Raw genomic sequence first — 18,048 nt, 5'->3', positions numbered from 1 at the left:
ATCGGAGGGTGATATGGCAATGACTTACCACCTGGACGTCGTCAGCGCAGAGCAACAAATGTTCTCTGGTCTGGTCGAGAAAATCCAGGTAACGGGTAGTGAAGGTGAACTGGGTATCTTCCCGGGTCACGCACCGCTGCTCACCGCCATTAAGCCTGGTATGATCCGCATCGTTAAACAGTTCGGTCACGAAGAGTTTATCTATCTGTCCGGCGGCATTCTTGAAGTGCAGCCAGGCAGTGTGACCGTTCTGGCCGATACCGCTATCCGTGGCCAGGATCTCGACGAAGCGCGAGCCCTGGAATCGAAGCGTAAGGCTGAAGAGCACATTAGCAGCTCTCATGGTGACGTGGATTACGCTCAGGCGTCTGCGGAGCTGGCCAAAGCGATCGCGAAACTGCGCGTTATCGAGTTGACCAAAAAAGCGATGTAACACCGGCTTGAAAAGCACAAAAGCCAGTCTGGATACCAGGCTGGCTTTTTTTTTCGGCCTTAATTCATGATGAAAAAGATGTAGAATTTTAAGCATCAAACGTTTTTACTTCTCACTCAAACTACCGTCAGGATGCGTATGTCAAACAGTGCGATGAGCGTGGTGATCCTTGCCGCAGGCAAAGGGACCCGCATGTATTCCGATCTGCCTAAGGTGCTCCACACGCTTGCAGGAAAGCCAATGGTGCAGCATGTCATTGATGCAGCGAATGAACTGGGTGCGAGTCAGGTCCACCTGGTCTACGGCCACGGTGGCGATCTGCTTAAAAAGACGCTGAGCGATGACAAGCTCAACTGGGTGCTTCAGGCCGAACAGTTGGGTACAGGCCATGCGATGCAGCAGGCAGCGCCCTTCTTTGCGGATGACGAAGACATTTTGATGCTCTACGGCGATGTCCCGCTGATCTCCGTTGAAACACTGACTCGCCTGCGTGCAGCCAAACCGCAGGGCGGCATCGGTTTGTTGACCGTCGTGCTGGACGATCCGAGCGGTTATGGCCGCATCACCCGTGAAAACGGTAACGTCACGGGTATTGTTGAGCATAAAGATGCCAGCGACGAACAGCGCAAGATTCAGGAGATCAACACCGGTATCCTGATTGCCAATGGCGCGGATATGAAGCGCTGGCTGTCCAAACTCAACAACAACAACGCGCAGGGTGAATACTACATCACCGACATCATTGCGATGGCGTACCACGAAGGGCGTGAAATTGCCGCCGTTCATCCGGCGCGCATCAGCGAAACGGACGGTGTGAACAACCGCCTGCAGCTTTCTCGTCTTGAGCGTATTTATCAGTCCGAGCAGGCTGAAAAACTGCTGCTGGCGGGCGTGATGCTGCGCGATCCGGCGCGTTTCGATCTGCGTGGTTCGTTATCTCACGGGCGTGACGTTGAGATTGATACTAACGTTATCCTCGAGGGTAACGTGACGCTGGGCAACCGCGTCAAAATTGGCACCGGCTGCGTGATTAAAAACAGCGTCATCGGTGACGACTGCGAAATCAGCCCGTTCAGCGTGGTGGAAGATGCCCGTCTGGATGCCGCCTGTACCATCGGCCCGTTTGCACGTCTGCGCCCGGGCGCTGAGCTGCTGGAAGGCGCTCACGTGGGTAACTTCGTGGAAATGAAAAAAGCGCGTTTGGGTAAAGGCTCGAAAGCCGGTCATCTGACCTATCTGGGCGACGCGGAAATTGGCGATAACGTGAATATTGGTGCAGGGACGATTACCTGTAACTATGACGGCGCGAATAAGTTTAAAACCATCATCGGTGATGACGTGTTCGTTGGCTCCGATACGCAGCTGGTGGCGCCTGTTACCGTGGGTAACGGGGTGACCATTGCCGCCGGAACAACCGTCACGCGCGATGTGGCCGAGAACGCGCTGGTGTTAAGCCGCGTTCCGCAGGTCAGCAAGCAGGGCTGGAAACGCCCGGTGAAGAAAAAGTAACGGATTTACCCCTCACCCTAACCCTCTCCCCACAGGGGAGAGGGGATCGTTCGGTGCGGTGTTTTTCTCCCTCGCCCCTTTGGGGAGAGGGCCGGGGTGAGGGGATAATATAATCCTCCCCCCACAAGCAGTACCCATAAAAATAACCCCACTCTCTACAAGGCTCGGGGCGCCCGGAAAGGGCAAATACAGGTCAGCGACAACGCAGGCATAATGCCTAAATTCGGAATCTAAAATTATGTGTGGAATTGTTGGCGCAGTTGCGCAGCGTGATATTGCTGAAATCCTTCTCGAAGGTTTACGTCGTCTGGAATACCGTGGTTACGACTCAGCCGGTCTGGCTGTCGTCGATGCAGAAGGCCATATGACCCGTCTGCGTCGTCTCGGAAAAGTGCAGATGCTGGCCCAGGCTGCGGAAGAACATCCGCTGCACGGTGGTACCGGTATTGCGCACACCCGCTGGGCGACGCACGGTGAACCGTCTGAAGGTAACGCGCACCCGCATGTGTCTGAACACATCGTGGTCGTGCACAACGGCATTATCGAAAACCACGAACCGCTGCGCGAAGAACTGAAAGCGCGCGGCTACACCTTCGTCTCTGAAACTGACACCGAAGTGATTGCTCACCTGGTGCACTGGGAGCTTGAGCAGGGCGGCACACTGCGTGATGCGGTGCTGCGTGCTATCCCTCAGCTGCGCGGTGCGTACGGTACGGTGATCATGGATTCCCGCGACCCGTCCACGCTGCTGGCCGCGCGTTCCGGTAGCCCGATGGTTATCGGTCTGGGCATGGGCGAAAACTTCATCGCTTCTGACCAGCTGGCGCTCCTGCCGGTTACCCGTCGCTTTATCTTCCTCGAAGAGGGTGATATCGCGGAAGTGACTCGCCGCAGCGTGACCGTGTTCGATACCAAAGGCGAGCAGGTGAAACGTCAGGAGATCGAATCGAATCTGCAGTACGACGCGGGCGATAAAGGCGCTTACCGTCACTACATGCAGAAAGAGATTTACGAGCAGCCAAACGCCATCAAAAACACCCTGACCGGGCGCATCAGCCACGGTGAAGTGGATCTGAGCGAGCTGGGCGCAAACGCGAACGAACTGCTCAGCAAGGTTGAGCACATTCAGATCGTGGCCTGCGGCACCTCCTACAACTCCGGTATGGTTTCTCGCTACTGGTTTGAATCCCTGGCGGGCGTGCCGTGCGATGTGGAAATCGCGTCTGAATTCCGCTATCGCAAATCTGCGGTGCGTCGTAACAGCCTGATGATCACCCTTTCCCAGTCTGGCGAAACGGCGGACACGCTGGCCGCGCTGCGTCTCTCTAAAGAGCTGGGTTACCTGGGCTCGCTGGCCATCTGTAACGTTCCTGGCTCTTCTCTGGTGCGTGAATCCGATCTGGCGCTGATGACCAAAGCAGGCACCGAAATCGGCGTGGCCTCCACCAAAGCGTTTACCACGCAGCTGACCGTTCTGCTGATGCTGGTGGCGAAGCTGGCGCGTCTGAAAGGCGAAGATGCTTCCGTTGAGCACGACATCGTTCACGGCCTGCAGGCGCTGCCGAGCCGCATTGAGCAGATGCTGTCTCAGGACAAACGCATTGAAGCGCTGGCGGAAGACTTCTCTGATAAACATCACGCCCTGTTCCTGGGTCGTGGCGATCAGTATCCGATTGCGCTGGAAGGCGCGCTGAAGCTGAAAGAGATCTCCTACATTCACGCTGAAGCCTATGCGGCAGGCGAGCTGAAACACGGCCCGCTGGCGCTGATTGACGCGGATATGCCGGTCATCGTTGTGGCACCAAACAACGAACTGCTGGAAAAACTGAAATCTAACATCGAAGAAGTCCGCGCCCGCGGTGGTGTCCTGTACGTCTTCGCCGACAAAGATGCCGGTTTTGTCAGCAATGACAACATGCACATCATCGAGATGCCGCATGTGGAAGAGGTGATTGCACCCATCTTCTACACCGTTCCGCTGCAGCTGCTGGCCTATCACGTTGCGCTGATCAAAGGCACCGACGTCGACCAGCCGCGTAACCTGGCGAAATCGGTTACCGTAGAATAATCCCTTCAGGCTCCACCTTCGGGTGGAGCTTTTTTATCCTGCCTGGTTTGTTTTTCATCAATCCTTTCTCATTTTTAATAATGACAATTTGTCATCTTCAGCTACTTTTTTCAGTGTCACATAAAGAAAATATTTCTGAAAACGTCTTGTCATAAATGTGGCTAACGCATTGAAAAATAAGCTTTATTTTACTGTTTTTTAAGTGAAGTTTTCATTGTCATAAAACTGTCATAATTCGTACATTTATCTGTCACCTGTTTGTCCTATTTTGCTCATCGTAGCCACTAAACAACGATTTACGAAAATCTTGCAGGAGACATTATGAAAGTTATGCGTACCACTGTCGCAACTGTTGTCGCCGCGACCTTATCTCTGAGCGCGTTCTCTGTATTTGCAGAAGCAAGCCTGACTGGCGCTGGTGCAACCTTCCCTGCGCCGGTGTATGCCAAATGGGCGGATACCTACCAGAAAGAAACCGGTAACAAGGTTAACTATCAGGGTATCGGCTCCTCCGGTGGCGTTAAACAAATTACCGCGAACACGGTTGATTTCGGCGCGTCTGACGCTCCGCTGTCTGATGACAAACTGGCTCAGGAAGGCCTGTTCCAGTTCCCGACCGTGATCGGTGGCGTAGTCCTGGCCATCAACCTGCCGGGCGTGAAGTCGGGCGAGCTGGTGCTGGACGGCAAAACCCTGGGTGACATCTACCTGGGCAAAATCAAAAAATGGGATGACGAAGCGATCGCTAAACTCAACCCAGGCCTGAAGCTGCCTTCTCAGAACATCGCCGTGGTTCGCCGCGCGGATGGTTCTGGTACCTCTTTCGTGTTCACCAGCTACCTGGCAAAAGTGAACGAAGAGTGGAAATCTAAAGTCGGCTCCGGCTCTACCGTTAACTGGCCAACCGGTCTGGGCGGTAAAGGTAACGACGGTATCGCTGCGTTCGTACAGCGTCTGCCTGGCTCCATCGGCTACGTAGAGTATGCGTATGCGAAGCAGAACAACCTGTCCTACACCAAACTGGTTTCAGCCGACGGCAAACCGGTTAGCCCAACCGAAGAGAACTTTGCTAACGCCGCCAAAGGCGCTGACTGGAGCAAATCGTTCGCGCAGGATCTGACTAACCAGAAAGGCGAAGGTGCATGGCCAATCACCTCTACCACCTTCATCCTTGTTCACAAAGAGCAGAAGAAACCTGAGCAGGGCACCGAAGTGCTGAAGTTCTTCGACTGGGCATACAAAAACGGCGGCAAACAGGCTAACGCTCTGGATTACGCCACCCTGCCGGACAACGTGGTTGAGCAGATTCGCGCTGCATGGAAAACCAACGTGAAAGACAGCAGCGGTAAAGCGCTGTACTAACAGGATATATTTAACGAAGATGGCGGGTGGCGCTGCGCTTACCCGCCCTACGGTTTAAGCTGTAGGCCCGGTAAGCGTTAGCGCCACCGGGCATATTCGTAAAAACGTCTCAAACAGAAGAGTAATTTATGGCTGCAACCAAGCCTGCATTTAACCCTCCGGGTAAAAAAGGTGACATGATTTTCAGCGCGCTGGTTAAACTGGCTGCGCTGATTGTGCTATTGCTGCTGGGCGGCATTATCGTGTCTCTGATTTTCTCCTCATGGCCGAGCATCCAGAAATTCGGTTTCTCCTTCCTGTGGACCAAAGAGTGGGACGCGCCGAACGATATCTACGGCGCCCTGGTGCCGATTTACGGCACGCTGATGACCTCGTTCATCGCCCTTCTGATTGCGGTTCCGGTGAGCTTTGGTATTGCCCTGTTCCTGACGGAGCTGGCGCCGGGCTGGCTGCGGCGCCCGCTGGGTATTGCCATCGAACTGCTGGCGGCCATTCCAAGTATCGTCTACGGCATGTGGGGCCTGTTCATCTTTGCACCGCTGTTCGCCACATACTTCCAGGAACCGGTCGGTAACGTTCTTTCTGCCATTCCGTTTGTGGGGGCCCTGTTCTCTGGCCCGGCTTTCGGTATTGGCATTCTGGCGGCAGGTGTGATCCTCGCCATCATGATTATTCCGTACATTGCGGCGGTCATGCGCGATGTCTTCGAACAAACGCCGGTGATGATGAAAGAGTCGGCCTACGGTATCGGCTGCACCACCTGGGAAGTGATCTGGCGCATCGTCCTTCCGTTCACCAAAAATGGGGTGATCGGGGGCGTGATGCTGGGCTTAGGTCGTGCGCTGGGTGAAACCATGGCGGTCACCTTTATCATCGGTAACACCTACCAGCTCGACAGCGCGTCGCTCTACATGCCGGGTAACAGTATTACCTCGGCGCTGGCGAATGAATTTGCGGAAGCGGAATCGGGGCTGCACGTGGCGGCGCTGATGGAGCTGGGTCTGATTCTGTTCGTTATCACCTTCATTGTTCTGGCGATTTCCAAGCTGATGATTATGCGTCTCGCTAAAAATGAGGGGGCACGCTAATGGCTACTCTCGAAATGCAAGCTACCGCTGAACTGGCGGAATCTCGCCGTAAAATGCAGGCCAGACGCCGCATGAAAAACCGCATTGCCCTGACGCTCTCTATGGCGACGATGGCATTCGGCCTGTTCTGGCTGGTCTGGATCCTCTTCTCGACGGTTGTTCGCGGAATTGACGGAATGTCACTGTCGCTGTTCACCGAAATGACGCCGCCGCCGAACACGGCGGGTGGTGGCCTGGCGAATGCCCTGGCGGGCAGCGGACTGCTGATCCTCTGGGCGACGGTCTTCGGCACGCCGCTGGGCATCATGGCGGGCATCTACCTGGCAGAATACGGTCGTAAATCCTGGCTGGCGGAAGTCATTCGCTTCATCAACGACATTCTGCTGTCTGCACCGTCTATCGTCGTGGGTCTGTTTGTTTACACCGTGGTGGTGGCGCAGATGGAACACTTCTCTGGCTGGGCGGGTGTGATTGCACTGGCGCTGCTGCAGGTGCCGATTGTGATTCGAACCACCGAGAACATGCTGAAACTGGTGCCGGACAGCCTGCGTGAAGCGGCTTATGCGCTGGGTACGCCGAAATGGAAGATGATCTCGGCGATTACGCTGAAGGCATCGGTCTCTGGGATCATGACCGGTATCCTGCTGGCGGTGGCGCGTATCGCGGGTGAAACGGCGCCGCTGCTGTTTACGTCCCTCTCCAATCAGTTCTGGAGCACGGACATGATGCAGCCGATCGCCAACCTGCCGGTGACGATCTTTAAATTTGCGATGAGCCCCTTCGCGGAATGGCAGCAGCTGGCCTGGGCCGGGGTGCTGATCATTACCCTTTGCGTACTGTTGCTGAACATTCTGGCGCGCGTCATTTTCGCGAAGAAGAAACACGGTTAATTTTTTACGGCGCGGCAGCTCGCGGCGCCGAATGAGGAAATGAGTCAATGAGTATGGTTGATACTGCCCCGGGTAAGATTCAGGTTCGTGATTTGAACTTCTACTACGGCAAATTCCATGCCCTGAAGAACATCAACCTGGATATCGCCAAGAACCAGGTCACGGCATTTATCGGTCCGTCCGGCTGTGGGAAATCCACGCTGCTGCGTACCTTTAACAAAATGTATTCGCTCTATCCGGAGCAGCGTGCTGAAGGGGAAATCATCCTCGACGGCGAAAACATTCTGACCCAGGCTCAGGATATTGCCCTGCTGCGCGCCAAAGTGGGGATGGTGTTCCAGAAACCCACACCGTTCCCGATGTCCATTTATGACAACATCGCCTTTGGCGTTCGCCTGTTTGAAAAGCTCTCCCGTGCCGATATGGACGAGCGCGTGCAGTGGGCTTTGACCAAGGCCGCATTATGGAACGAAACCAAAGATAAGTTGCACCAGAGCGGTTACTCTCTCTCCGGTGGTCAGCAGCAGCGTCTGTGCATTGCGCGCGGTATTGCGATTCGCCCTGAAGTGTTGCTGCTGGATGAGCCGTGTTCAGCGCTGGACCCGATCTCAACCGGCCGCATTGAAGAGCTGATCACCGAGCTGAAGCAGGATTACACCGTGGTTATCGTGACCCATAACATGCAGCAGGCTGCACGTTGCTCCGATCACACGGCGTTTATGTACCTGGGTGAATTGATTGAGTTCAGTAACACGGACGATCTGTTCACTAAGCCCGCGAAGAAACAAACCGAAGATTACATTACTGGCCGCTACGGTTGATTTGCCTTAGTGCATGTGGAGAAACCATGGACAACCTCAATCTTAATAAACATATTTCAGGCCAGTTCAACGCAGAGCTGGAGAGCATCCGCACTCAGGTAATGACCATGGGTGGCATGGTTGAGCAGCAGCTTTCTGATGCAATTACGGCAATGCACAACCAGGACAGCGAGCTGGCGAAGCGCGTCATTGAAGGCGACAAAAACGTCAACATGATGGAAGTCGCTATCGACGAGGCCTGTGTGCGCATTATCGCGAAGCGTCAGCCGACGGCGAGCGACCTGCGTCTGGTGATGGCGATCATCAAAACCATCGCCGAGCTGGAGCGTATTGGTGACGTGGCGGATAAAATCTGCCGCACCGCGCTGGAGAAGTTCTCTCAGCAGCACCAGCCGCTGCTGGTGAGTCTGGAGTCGCTGGGCCGTCACACCGTGCAGATGCTGCACGACGTGCTGGATGCCTTTGCGCGTATGGACCTGGACGAAGCGGTGCGTATCTACCGTGAAGACAAGAAGGTCGACCAGGAGTATGAAGGCATCGTGCGTCAGCTGATGACCTACATGATGGAAGATTCCCGTACGATCCCAAGCGTACTGACTGCCCTGTTCTGCGCGCGCTCCATCGAGCGTATCGGCGACCGCTGCCAGAACATTTGCGAATACATTTTCTACTTCGTGAAAGGTCAGGACTTCCGTCACGTGGGCGGCGACGAGCTGGACAAGCTGCTGGCGGGTAAAGATCCAAAAGAGTAATGTTTGTGGCGGGTGGCACTAGCGCTTACCCGCCATACTAGCCCTGTAGGCCGGATAAGCGTTAGCGCCATCCGGCTTTGTTTTTTCAGCGAGTAATATCCCACCCGCGCGCCTTCCACAGCGCGGGCAACTGCGCCAGATCGGTGAAGGTCGTGACTTTTGGATGATCGATCGGCTTGTTGTGCGGGTCGGCGCAGAAGTAAAACACCTCCATTCCCGCATCAATCCCCGACTGCGCGCCCGCAGACGAGTCATCCACCAGAATGCAGTTCTCTACGTTGACGCCCATCGCTTTCGCCGCATGGAACATCAGCGCCGGGTCCGGCTTCCAGCGCTGGATATCGTAGCCACTGAACAGTTTTTCCGGGAAGTGGTGCAACATCTCAAGCTTGCCCAGCGAGTGCTGCATTTTGCTGACCGGGCCGTTGGATACCACGCAGATCGGCACCGTCATGGCATCCAGCAGCGCGTTTGCGCCCGGAATCACCTCCAGCTCCGAATCGAACAGGCGTGCAACCTCGGCGCGGTACACCGGTTCCAGAGCCGCTTTCTCCAGAACGACGCCGTGTTCTTCGTTAATGATGTCGATGATCTCGTAGAGCTTCACGCCCTTAAAGCGTTTAAACACCTCTTCGAGTTCCAGCGTAATGCCAAATTCCTGGAACATGGCCACATACGCACGGGAACAAATGACCTCACTGTCGACCAGCGTACCGTCGCAGTCGAAAAATACCGCTTCAATTCCGGACATGCCTTTCCCTTTTAACCAGTTTAACGTTTACGTACGGCAGTTAGCCGAAACGCAATCGTTGCCGTATAAGCAAATTCAATGAAAAAAGTATCACGTAACCGCCACTATTGTCGCATTTTGGTATAGGATAGCGACGAATTTTCCCTCCTTGTTCGGAAATTGATGATGAGTCAACAACACACTACCCAGACGTCTGGTCAGGGTCTGCTTGAGCGCGTTTTCAAACTGCGCGAGCACGGCACAACGGCACGCACCGAAGTGATCGCGGGTTTCACCACCTTCCTGACGATGGTCTATATCGTTTTTGTGAACCCTCAAATTCTGGGCGTTGCTGGCATGGATACCAGCGCCGTCTTTGTAACCACCTGCCTGATCGCCGCCCTTGGCAGCATTCTGATGGGTGTGTTCGCTAACCTGCCGGTTGCGCTGGCACCGGCGATGGGCCTGAATGCGTTCTTCGCATTCGTGGTCGTTCAGGCGATGGGTCTGCCGTGGCAGGTTGGCATGGGCGCCATCTTCTGGGGTGCGGTTGGTCTGCTGCTGCTGACCATTTTCCGCGTGCGTTACTGGATGATTGCGAACATTCCTGTGAGCCTGCGCGTGGGCATCACCAGCGGTATCGGTCTGTTCATCGGTATGATGGGGCTGAAAAACGCCGGCGTTATCGTGGCGAACCCGGATACGCTGGTGAGCATCGGTCACCTGACCTCTCATAACGTGCTGCTGGGCGTGCTGGGCTTCTTTATCATCGCGATCCTGGCTTCCCGCAATATTCACGCGGCGGTGCTGGTGTCTATCGTGGTCACCACCCTGCTGGGCTGGATGCTGGGCGACGTTCACTATAACGGCATCGTTTCCGCGCCACCGAGCATCTCTACCGTTGTTGGTCACGTCGATCTGGCTGGCTCCCTGAACCTGGGCCTGGCGGGCGTGATTTTCTCCTTCATGCTGGTGAACCTGTTCGACTCCTCCGGCACGCTGATTGGCGTGACCGATAAAGCGGGTCTGGCGGATGAAAAAGGGAAATTCCCGCGCATGAAGCAGGCGCTGTTTGTGGACAGCGTCTCCTCTGTGACCGGTGCGTTTATCGGAACCTCGTCTGTTACCGCGTACATTGAATCTTCTTCCGGCGTGTCCGTGGGCGGCCGTACCGGCCTGACGGCGGTGGTCGTGGGTATTCTGTTCCTGCTGGTGATCTTCCTCTCTCCGCTGGCGGGTATGGTTCCACCGTACGCGGCGGCGGGTGCGCTGATCTACGTGGGTGTGCTGATGACCTCCAGCCTGTCACGCGTGAAGTGGGATGATTTAACCGAAGCGGTGCCGGCGTTTATTACCGCCGTGATGATGCCGTTCAGCTTCTCGATTACCGAAGGTATCGCGCTGGGCTTTATCTCTTACTGCGTAATGAAGATCGGTACCGGCCGCTTCCGCGACCTCAGCCCGTGCGTCATCGTTGTGGCGCTGCTGTTTGTACTGAAGATTGTGTTTATTGACGCGCACTAAGGTGCGGTTTGTGGTGTCAGGTGGCGCTTCGCTTACCTGACCTACTGACGAGTGTAGGCCCGGTAAGCGCTAGCGCCACCGGGCTTTTTTATCAGGCTTTAACCCGCTTAATATAATCCCCGAACGCCGTCAGCTGGCCAGAGAGATGGTCGCGCGTGCTCTGATCCACCACCTCACCCGTTTGCGGGTCGACCTTATTCTGAATCACTCCGCCCATAAATTCCGGCTTGTTCATCACCATCGCATCGAGGAATACCAGGATCTGGCGCAGGTGATACTGGCAGCGCGCGCCGCCAATCGCGCCCATGGAGCTGGTCTGGATCAGCACCGGTTTGCCTGACAGCGGCTGCTCAGGTAAACGGGACAGCCAGTCGATGGCATTCTTCAGGCCACCCGGAACCGAGTAGTTATACTCTGGCGTGACGATGACCACGCCGTCGGCCTGGCGGATCTGCTCTGCCAGCACCTCAACGCTCTGCGGGAACCCTTCTTCCTGCTGGACATCCGCATCATACAGCGGAATATCGCCAATAGACGGCAGGGCGCTAATTTCCATACCTGCAGGCGCCAGCTGTGGCAGCGTGCGGGCTACCATCCCGTTAAATGAACCTTTGCGCAGGCTTCCCAGTAAAGTAACGACTTTCAACGTATCAGACATGATTACTCCTGTTTCATCATGATGACCCTGATTGGATCAGCTAAGGGTGAATGCTTTTTCTGCCGGTAAACTGGTTAAACGCATCAGGCGTGCGGCGGGCTCGTTGGCGCGCTCGGGCACATCAGGAAGGCTACGCCATCCCTGTTGGCTGTCAAATTCCCAGATTTTCATGCGTTCGATGGCGGGGGTAACCGCAATGGACCAAATGAGCACATCCTCTGCGTCACTGAGCGCCTCTACCAGCGTGGCCTGAGTGGCACGAAGACGTCCGGAGCCTGGCAGCAGCTGCAGCAGGCTGGCGTCGTCTGAGGCGCATCCACAGAGCTTGCGAATGCTCTGGCGTAAGGTAATGAGCTGGGCTCTGGCTTCGACAGGATCGTTCTGGTTGCGGACCCACAGCTTCTCATTGCTGGAGAGCGGATAGTCTTCATGCGCATTACCGCCATGGAAGCTGCGCGTCGCGCGCTGAAGTTCCATATCGAGCCCACAATCCCCTTCGGTGGTCAGCGCGACGCCAATGATATTGCCCGCGTAGGCAATCGAAAAACGAGGGAGATCCGGGTCGGCAAAGACCGGACGGCCTTCGGGTTGGGTAATGATATCCGGCAGCTCGCTGGTGCCGTACAGCATAAACAGCAGTTCTGCGAGAAGCGCTCTGGACGCTAAAAACCGCGTCCTGCGGTGTTCCGGGAGAGTGAGTGCTTCAGTGTGACACGCTGAAGAAATTCTTGCCGATACGAGACGTCCTTCCGTAAGTATCCCTCTTGCAAAGTGCGTAGCCATTTTTCGCTCCTTGATAATGGTCGTAATCGGTTAAACGATTACATGATTATCGCTTAACTTGACTCCTGTTTTAATCAGTAAATGGGAGTAAGAGAAGCCTTAGGACCGAACTTTACATTTTCTTAGGCAAAAATTGGATCGCTCGCACCGTACAGCGCCTTGATGGTCTCCCGCAGCCAGAGGATTTTTGGATTGTGGCTGTTCCGTTTATGCCAGATCAGCGTGAAGGGAACGGTAAGCTTTTCAGCCTGCGCTTCGTCAATGGGAATAGGAAGCGCGATCAGCTTCCGCTGGTGGAGTTCATTGTAGTGATGGCAGTAGTGCGGAGCCGTGGCGATATAGTTATGGTTGGGCTGCGCCGCCATAAACATCGCCTGTTCAAAGCCCGGCAGGCTCATGGCGATCGTGCGCTCGCGTCCCATCTCCTTTAGCACCTCATCAAGCGCCCAGGTGTCGCTGCGTTCCCAGAAGATGCTGATATGGGGATAGCGCAGGAAGGTCTCCAGATTCCACTCTTGCTGAAGCGCCGGATGATCCTCGCGCAAATAGACGCAGGGGCGATCGCTGAACAGAATTTCGTAGTCGATAAACCACGGCATCAGCTTAAGCAGCTCGCGGGATCGCGGATGCGTTTCACGCCCGGTGAAGCCCAAATCCACCTCGCCACGCGTAATCGCGTCCAGCGAGTCGTAATCCCACTGGCGCATTTTCACCGTAGCCTGCGGATAGCGCTGGTTCACCTGCTCCAGCAGAGTATTGAAGCGAATCAGCATCAGCGGCGTTTCCGCGGCCAGCACGAACGTCAGCCCGCCCGGAGAATCATGGTGGAATTTATCGAGGATTTGGTTGCCGATTTGCATCCAGTCAGCCAGATCCTGCTCAAGACTTACCGTCAGTGGCGTCGGCAGCAGCCCTAGCGGCGTTTTGACAAACAGCGGGTCGTCAAACCAGTCGCGCAGCTTGGCCAGCGATTTGCTCACCGCCGACGGCGTCACGTTCATCCGTTTCGCTGCTTTGGTAACGCTGCGCTCCTGCAGCAAAAGCTGCAGGCAGAGCAACAGGTTAAGATCGAGACTGCTGATGGGCTTCTTCATAGTGCGCCGCGGGCCGGATGACCATAAGTAAGGTAATGCACAGTATGCTACAGCCAATCAGAACCCCGATCAGCATATTCAGCGCGTTAAGCCCGATGACCGCCGCCAGCCAAATCCACAGCGACGAGCCGCAGACCTGCGCGATCCCCAGCACCGAGCTTGCCACGCCTGCCCGCAGCGAGAAGGGGCCAAGCGCCTGGCTCATCGCCACGCCAAAGCCAACCGAGAACCCGGCGCAAATAAGGGTAATACCCACCAGCATCACCGCATGTGAGCTGGTGGCCGCCAGGATCGCGCCTGCCGTGAGGAATAAAACCTGTGAGGTCAGCATCAGCGTGCGCTGGCTGAAAACATTTAGCGCAAACGGGGTGGAGAACGAGACCGCCATACTGACCATGGCGGTTAATGCCATCACCGTTGAATACTCACCGCGATCGAAGCCCATGGTTTCCATCAGTAAAACCGGGGAAACGTTTACATAGGTCAGGATCACCGCCACGCTTAACGTGGTCACGGCCAGACGGCTGAGGAAAAAGCGGTTGAGAAGCTTCTCTGCCGGGTGAATGGTGGCAGTATGGCCGGTATTCTGCGAGCCCGGGTGGGTCTCTTTCAGCACGGCGATGGATAAGGTAAACACCAGCGCGCCCATGGCCGCCATGGTCCAGAACAGGCTCTGCCACGGGAATTTCAGCATGATCAGATATCCCACGACCGGGGCCAGCACCGGGATGATGCAGGTAATACCGTTCAGCATCGAGAGCACCTTAGCGCGACGCTGGGCGCTTAGGGTGTCGCGCAAAATGGCAAACGCCACCACGTAGCAACCGCCAGCGCCAATACCCTGGATAAACCGTCCAGTCAGGAACACGGTGCTGTTCTGCGCCTGCGAGCAGAGAAGAGAAGCCAGGGCAAAAATGATGGCGCCGGTTATGGCGACAGGCTGACGGCCTGCTTTATCCGCTATCTTCCCGGCAAAGACCATCGACGACGCCATCCCCGCGAGGTAGGCCGAAAACGCGATGTGTAGCTGCGCCTCGCTGGCACCCAGATCGCGGGCGATGTGGGGCAATCCCACCAGATACATATCAATACCAGACGGATAAAGCAGAACTAATGCGAAACTACAAAACAGAAAACGCGCCATAAACCCCCCATAGATGCAGGCATGCAGGATAGGGGGTGAAAAGGGATTAGGCGAGTTGCCATTTGGACAATGGTGATTTCCCAGGAGGAAATCACCATTAATTAGCGGGCATTACTTACCAATACAGAAGCTCGAGAAGATCCTTCCCAGCAGATCGTCCGACGTAAACTCCCCGGTGATCTCGCTTAGATTCTGCTGCGCCAGACGCAGTTCTTCCGCCAGCAGTTCACCCGCCCACGCGCCGATCAGCTGTGCTTTACCCTGAACAAGGTGATTTGCTGCCTCTTCCAGCGCCTGCAGGTGACGACGACGCGCCAGGAAGCCGCCTTCCATGCTGGTGTCAAAGCCCATGCTCTGCTTGAGATGGTTACGCAGGTCGTCAACGCCTTCACCGGTCCGCGCCGACAGGCGAATCAGTGAGTGACCATTCACATCGCTGATGCCGAGCGTTTCGCCGGTCACGTCCGCTTTGTTACGCACCACGGTGATCGGCAGCTTAGCCGGTAGACGGGCGATAAAGTCTGGCCAGATCTCAGCCGGGTCAACGGCGTCGGTGGTGGTGCCGTCCACCATAAACAGCACGCGGTCGGCCTGCTCGATCTCCTGCCAGGCGCGTTCGATACCGATGCGCTCCACTTCGTCGCTGGCATCGCGCAGACCGGCTGTGTCGATAATATGTAGCGGCATCCCGTCGATGTGGATATGCTCGCGCAGCACGTCGCGGGTGGTCCCGGCAATGTCGGTCACGATCGCCGCTTCACGGCCCGCCAGGGCGTTCAGCAGGCTCGATTTCCCGGCGTTAGGGCGTCCGGCAATCACCACCTTCATCCCTTCGCGCAGCAGGCTGCCCTGGCGCGCTTCGGCACGGACGGCGTCGAGATCGGCCATTACCTGGTTGAGCTGGGCTTCGATTTTGCCGTCAGAGAGGAAGTCGATCTCCTCATCCGGGAAGTCGATAGCCGCTTCCACGTAGATCCTAAGGTGAGTAAGTGCTTCCACAAGGTGATTCACACGCGCGGAGAATGCCCCCTGCAGCGAGTTCAGGGCGGAGCGGGCCGCCTGTTCGGAACTGGCGTCGATCAGGTCTGCAATGGCCTCCGCCTGCGCCAGGTCGAGCTTGTCGTTGAGGAAGGCACGCTCGGAGAACTCGCCCGGCTTCGCAATGCGCAGGCCCGGCAGGGTCAGAATACGTTTTAACAGCAGGTCGAGGATAACCGGGCCGCCGTGGCCCTGCAGCTCCAGCACGTCTTCGCCGGTAAAGGAGTTCGGGCCGGGGAACCACAGCGCAATGCCCTGGTCCAGCGGCGTGCCGTCGGTGTCCTTAAACGGCAGGTAATCAGCGTAGCGCGGCTTTGGCAGTTTACCCAGCACCGCTTCGGCCACCTCGCGCGCCTTCAGGCCGGAGATACGCAGAATGCCTACACCACCGCGTCCCGGTGGGGTTGCCTGGGCGACGATAGTGTCGTTATGGCTCATGGTTGCTCTCGTTCAATACAAATAAAAAAGGCGGTCAATCGACCGCCCTTATTTTAGCGTTAACTTACCGAATCAGGACTTTTTCTTTTCGCGGCTATGCAGGCCACGTTTTTCCAGACCACGGTAAATCAGCTGCTGCTGGATGATGGTCACCAGGTTGCTGACGATATAGTACAGCACCAGACCTGACGGGAACCACAGGAAGAACACGGTGAAGATGACCGGCATAAAGGTCATGATCTTCTGCTGCATCGGGTCGGTCACGGTGGTCGGCGACATCTTCTGGATGAAGAACATCGTCACGCCCATCAGGATCGGCAGGATGTAGTACGGGTCCTGTGCGGACAGGTCATGGATCCACAGGGCGAACGGCGCGTGGCGCAGCTCAACGGAACCCATCAGCATGTAGTACAGCGCAAGGAAGATTGGCATCTGAATCAGCAGCGGGAAGCAGCCACCCAGTGGGTTCACTTTCTCTGCTTTGTACAGGGCCATCATCTCCTGGCTCTGACGCTGTTTGTCATCGCCCAGACGCTCACGCATTGCCTGAATCTTCGGCTGCAGCATGCGCATCTTCGCCATGGAGGTGTACTGCGCTTTAGTCAGCGGGTACATGATGCCACGAACGATGAAGGTGATAACGATGATGGAGAAGCCCCAGTTACCCAGGAAGCTGTGGATGAACTTCAGCAGCTTAAACAGCGGCTGAGAGATGAACCACAACCAACCGTAATCCACGGTCAGATCCAGGTGCGGCGCAACAGCGGCCATTTTGTCCTGAATTTCCGGGCCGACCCACAGGGTGCTTGCCAGCTTACCGGTTTGACCCGGCTGAACCAGAACCGGCTGAGATTTGTAGCCGATGGCTGCAAGACCGTTACCCAGGTTCGCGGTATAGAAGTTGTTGGTACCGTCGTTATTTGGCACCCACGCAGTAGCGAAATACTGCTGCAGCATTGCCACCCAACCGCCTTTAGCGCTGACGTTCAGGTTTTCGTTATCGGCAATGGTGTCGAATTTGTATTTCTCGTACTTCGCGTCAGGCGTGGAGTACGCCGCGCCACGGAAGGTATGCAGCGCAAAGTTGCTGCTTCCGGTGTCACGGTGTGACGGCAGATTGATGGACTGCTTCAGCTGGCCAAAGGTCGACAGCTCCAGCGGTTTCGCACTGGCGTTCTGTACGCTGTAGCCCACGTTCACCGCATATTCACCGCGCTTCAGGGTGAAGGTTTTGGTGAATGTATTGCCTGCGGCGTCGGTGTACGTCATCGGGATCGCGAGTTCGTTCTGACCATCAGCCAGCACAAAGGTGTCGTTCTCGACGTTATACAGTGGACGCGCACCGTTAGCCGGGTTATCCGGGCCATCACGACCGGTCAGGCCGCTCTGCGCCTGGTAGATAAACTCAGGCGTGGTTTCCAGTAACTGGAACGGTTCGTTAGACTTCAGCTCTTTCGGGTAGGTTAACAGCAGCGCCTGCTCAACATCACCACCACGGGTGTTGATTGTCAGCTCAAGCACATCGGTCTTAACCGTAATCTGTTTCCCCTGGCCACTGGCCGGTACGCCCTGGTCGGCGGCGCTACCCGCTGCGGTGGTCGTAGTCTGCGTGGTCTGCTGCTGGGGTTGAGGATTTTTATCCTGCTCCCATGCCTGCCAGATCATGAAAGACACGAACAACAAAGCGATGATAAGAAGATTGCGTTGCGAATCCAT

16 protein-coding genes are annotated in these 18,048 nt (G+C 56.0%); 9 read left to right on the top strand and 7 right to left on the bottom strand.

The genetic code is table 11. From position 1 onward, the window contains the following. Positions 1-13 precede the first annotated feature (13 nt). The 8 genes from AC0TN7_RS06195 to phoU all read left to right on the top strand — a co-directional run bounded on the left by AC0TN7_RS06195 (position 14) and on the right by phoU (position 8,923). A complete protein-coding gene (locus tag AC0TN7_RS06195) occupies positions 14-433 on the top strand; it encodes a F0F1 ATP synthase subunit epsilon (protein ID WP_006177560.1) in 420 nt (139 codons plus the stop codon). A gap of 138 nt (positions 434-571) precedes the next feature. Next, positions 572-1,942, top strand: a complete 1,371-nt coding sequence (gene glmU, locus AC0TN7_RS06190) for a bifunctional UDP-N-acetylglucosamine diphosphorylase/glucosamine-1-phosphate N-acetyltransferase GlmU (protein ID WP_048990819.1) — start codon at positions 572-574, stop codon at positions 1,940-1,942. Positions 1,943-2,180: 238 nt separating this feature from the next. Next, positions 2,181-4,010 (top strand): glutamine--fructose-6-phosphate transaminase (isomerizing), encoded by a 1,830-nt coding sequence (gene glmS, locus AC0TN7_RS06185; protein WP_048990817.1) that lies wholly within the window; start codon positions 2,181-2,183, stop codon positions 4,008-4,010. A 321-nt stretch (positions 4,011-4,331) separates the two neighbouring features. Continuing rightward, positions 4,332-5,372 carry a phosphate ABC transporter substrate-binding protein PstS gene (gene pstS / locus AC0TN7_RS06180; protein ID WP_024907884.1) on the top strand — a complete coding sequence of 347 codons (1,041 nt, stop codon included), beginning with the start codon at positions 4,332-4,334 and terminating at the stop codon, positions 5,370-5,372. 128 nt (positions 5,373-5,500) lie between these two features. After that, positions 5,501-6,460 carry a phosphate ABC transporter permease PstC gene (gene pstC / locus AC0TN7_RS06175; protein WP_024907883.1) on the top strand — a complete coding sequence of 320 codons (960 nt, stop codon included), beginning with the start codon at positions 5,501-5,503 and terminating at the stop codon, positions 6,458-6,460. Next, on the top strand, positions 6,460-7,350 hold the full coding sequence (gene pstA, locus AC0TN7_RS06170) for a phosphate ABC transporter permease PstA (RefSeq protein WP_024907882.1): 891 nt from the start codon (positions 6,460-6,462) through the stop codon (positions 7,348-7,350). The genes pstC and pstA overlap by 1 nt, the downstream gene beginning before the upstream one ends. A 47-nt stretch (positions 7,351-7,397) precedes the next feature. After that, the gene (gene pstB / locus AC0TN7_RS06165; protein ID WP_008500183.1) at positions 7,398-8,171 is read left to right on the top strand and encodes a phosphate ABC transporter ATP-binding protein PstB; all 774 of its coding nucleotides are present in this window, start codon (positions 7,398-7,400) and stop codon (positions 8,169-8,171) included. 26 nt (positions 8,172-8,197) lie between these two features. Continuing rightward, positions 8,198-8,923 carry a phosphate signaling complex protein PhoU gene (phoU, locus tag AC0TN7_RS06160; RefSeq protein WP_008500182.1) on the top strand — a complete coding sequence of 242 codons (726 nt, stop codon included), beginning with the start codon at positions 8,198-8,200 and terminating at the stop codon, positions 8,921-8,923. Positions 8,924-9,008: 85 nt separating this feature from the next. Here the strand turns inward: phoU and yieH are convergent, their stop codons facing one another. Beyond that, on the bottom strand, positions 9,009-9,674 hold the full coding sequence (gene yieH, locus AC0TN7_RS06155; protein WP_267215342.1) for a 6-phosphogluconate phosphatase: 666 nt from the start codon (positions 9,672-9,674) through the stop codon (positions 9,009-9,011). A 165-nt stretch (positions 9,675-9,839) separates the two neighbouring features. Here yieH and adeP point away from each other — a divergent pair, with 165 nt between their 5' ends. Further along, a complete protein-coding gene (gene adeP, locus AC0TN7_RS06150; protein ID WP_148769901.1) occupies positions 9,840-11,177 on the top strand; it encodes an adenine permease AdeP in 1,338 nt (445 codons plus the stop codon). A 91-nt stretch (positions 11,178-11,268) separates the two neighbouring features. Here the strand turns inward: adeP and AC0TN7_RS06145 are convergent, their stop codons facing one another. The 6 genes from AC0TN7_RS06145 to yidC all read right to left on the bottom strand — a co-directional run bounded on the left by AC0TN7_RS06145 (position 11,269) and on the right by yidC (position 18,048). After that, the gene (locus tag AC0TN7_RS06145; RefSeq protein ID WP_032648582.1) at positions 11,269-11,835 is read right to left on the bottom strand and encodes an NADPH-dependent FMN reductase; all 567 of its coding nucleotides are present in this window, start codon (positions 11,833-11,835) and stop codon (positions 11,269-11,271) included. Between the two features lie 36 nt (positions 11,836-11,871). Further along, complete coding sequence (locus AC0TN7_RS06140) at positions 11,872-12,618, bottom strand: 4'-phosphopantetheinyl transferase family protein (RefSeq protein ID WP_024907878.1); 747 nt, start codon at positions 12,616-12,618, stop codon at positions 11,872-11,874. Between the two features lie 122 nt (positions 12,619-12,740). Beyond that, positions 12,741-13,712 carry an HTH-type transcriptional regulator YidZ gene (yidZ, locus tag AC0TN7_RS06135; protein WP_024907877.1) on the bottom strand — a complete coding sequence of 324 codons (972 nt, stop codon included), beginning with the start codon at positions 13,710-13,712 and terminating at the stop codon, positions 12,741-12,743. Then, the gene (locus AC0TN7_RS06130; RefSeq protein ID WP_407820893.1) at positions 13,681-14,856 is read right to left on the bottom strand and encodes an MFS transporter; all 1,176 of its coding nucleotides are present in this window, start codon (positions 14,854-14,856) and stop codon (positions 13,681-13,683) included. Before AC0TN7_RS06130 ends, yidZ begins: the two co-directional genes overlap by 32 nt. Positions 14,857-14,967: 111 nt before the next feature. Further along, positions 14,968-16,332, bottom strand: a complete 1,365-nt coding sequence (mnmE, locus tag AC0TN7_RS06125) for a tRNA uridine-5-carboxymethylaminomethyl(34) synthesis GTPase MnmE (RefSeq protein WP_021242672.1) — start codon at positions 16,330-16,332, stop codon at positions 14,968-14,970. 72 nt (positions 16,333-16,404) lie between these two features. Further along, positions 16,405-18,048, bottom strand: a complete 1,644-nt coding sequence (yidC, locus tag AC0TN7_RS06120) for a membrane protein insertase YidC (RefSeq protein WP_248166074.1) — start codon at positions 18,046-18,048, stop codon at positions 16,405-16,407.

The organism is Enterobacter sp. PL_is511, assembly GCF_055816065.1.
The sequence above is the reverse complement of the archived record's forward strand: the minus strand, read 5'-3'. Positions and strand labels throughout refer to the sequence as shown.

Bases quoted from the DNA above. Each gene is read 5' to 3' on its own strand.
- adeP (WP_148769901.1), top strand. From the start codon at position 9,840: ATGAGTCAACAACACACTACCCAGACGTCTGGTCAGGGTCTGCTTGAG.
- AC0TN7_RS06145 (WP_032648582.1), bottom strand. From the start codon at position 11,835: ATGTCTGATACGTTGAAAGTCGTTACTTTACTGGGAAGCCTGCGCAAA.
- yidC (WP_248166074.1), bottom strand. From the start codon at position 18,048: ATGGATTCGCAACGCAATCTTCTTATCATCGCTTTGTTGTTCGTGTCT.
- glmS (WP_048990817.1), top strand. From the start codon at position 2,181: ATGTGTGGAATTGTTGGCGCAGTTGCGCAGCGTGATATTGCTGAAATC.
- glmU (WP_048990819.1), top strand. From the start codon at position 572: ATGTCAAACAGTGCGATGAGCGTGGTGATCCTTGCCGCAGGCAAAGGG.
- pstC (WP_024907883.1), top strand. From the start codon at position 5,501: ATGGCTGCAACCAAGCCTGCATTTAACCCTCCGGGTAAAAAAGGTGAC.
- pstB (WP_008500183.1), top strand. From the start codon at position 7,398: ATGAGTATGGTTGATACTGCCCCGGGTAAGATTCAGGTTCGTGATTTG.
- yieH (WP_267215342.1), bottom strand. From the start codon at position 9,674: ATGTCCGGAATTGAAGCGGTATTTTTCGACTGCGACGGTACGCTGGTC.
- AC0TN7_RS06140 (WP_024907878.1), bottom strand. From the start codon at position 12,618: ATGGCTACGCACTTTGCAAGAGGGATACTTACGGAAGGACGTCTCGTA.
- AC0TN7_RS06130 (WP_407820893.1), bottom strand. From the start codon at position 14,856: ATGGCGCGTTTTCTGTTTTGTAGTTTCGCATTAGTTCTGCTTTATCCG.
- pstA (WP_024907882.1), top strand. From the start codon at position 6,460: ATGGCTACTCTCGAAATGCAAGCTACCGCTGAACTGGCGGAATCTCGC.
- AC0TN7_RS06195 (WP_006177560.1), top strand. From the start codon at position 14: ATGGCAATGACTTACCACCTGGACGTCGTCAGCGCAGAGCAACAAATG.
- yidZ (WP_024907877.1), bottom strand. From the start codon at position 13,712: ATGAAGAAGCCCATCAGCAGTCTCGATCTTAACCTGTTGCTCTGCCTG.
- mnmE (WP_021242672.1), bottom strand. From the start codon at position 16,332: ATGAGCCATAACGACACTATCGTCGCCCAGGCAACCCCACCGGGACGC.
- pstS (WP_024907884.1), top strand. From the start codon at position 4,332: ATGAAAGTTATGCGTACCACTGTCGCAACTGTTGTCGCCGCGACCTTA.
- phoU (WP_008500182.1), top strand. From the start codon at position 8,198: ATGGACAACCTCAATCTTAATAAACATATTTCAGGCCAGTTCAACGCA.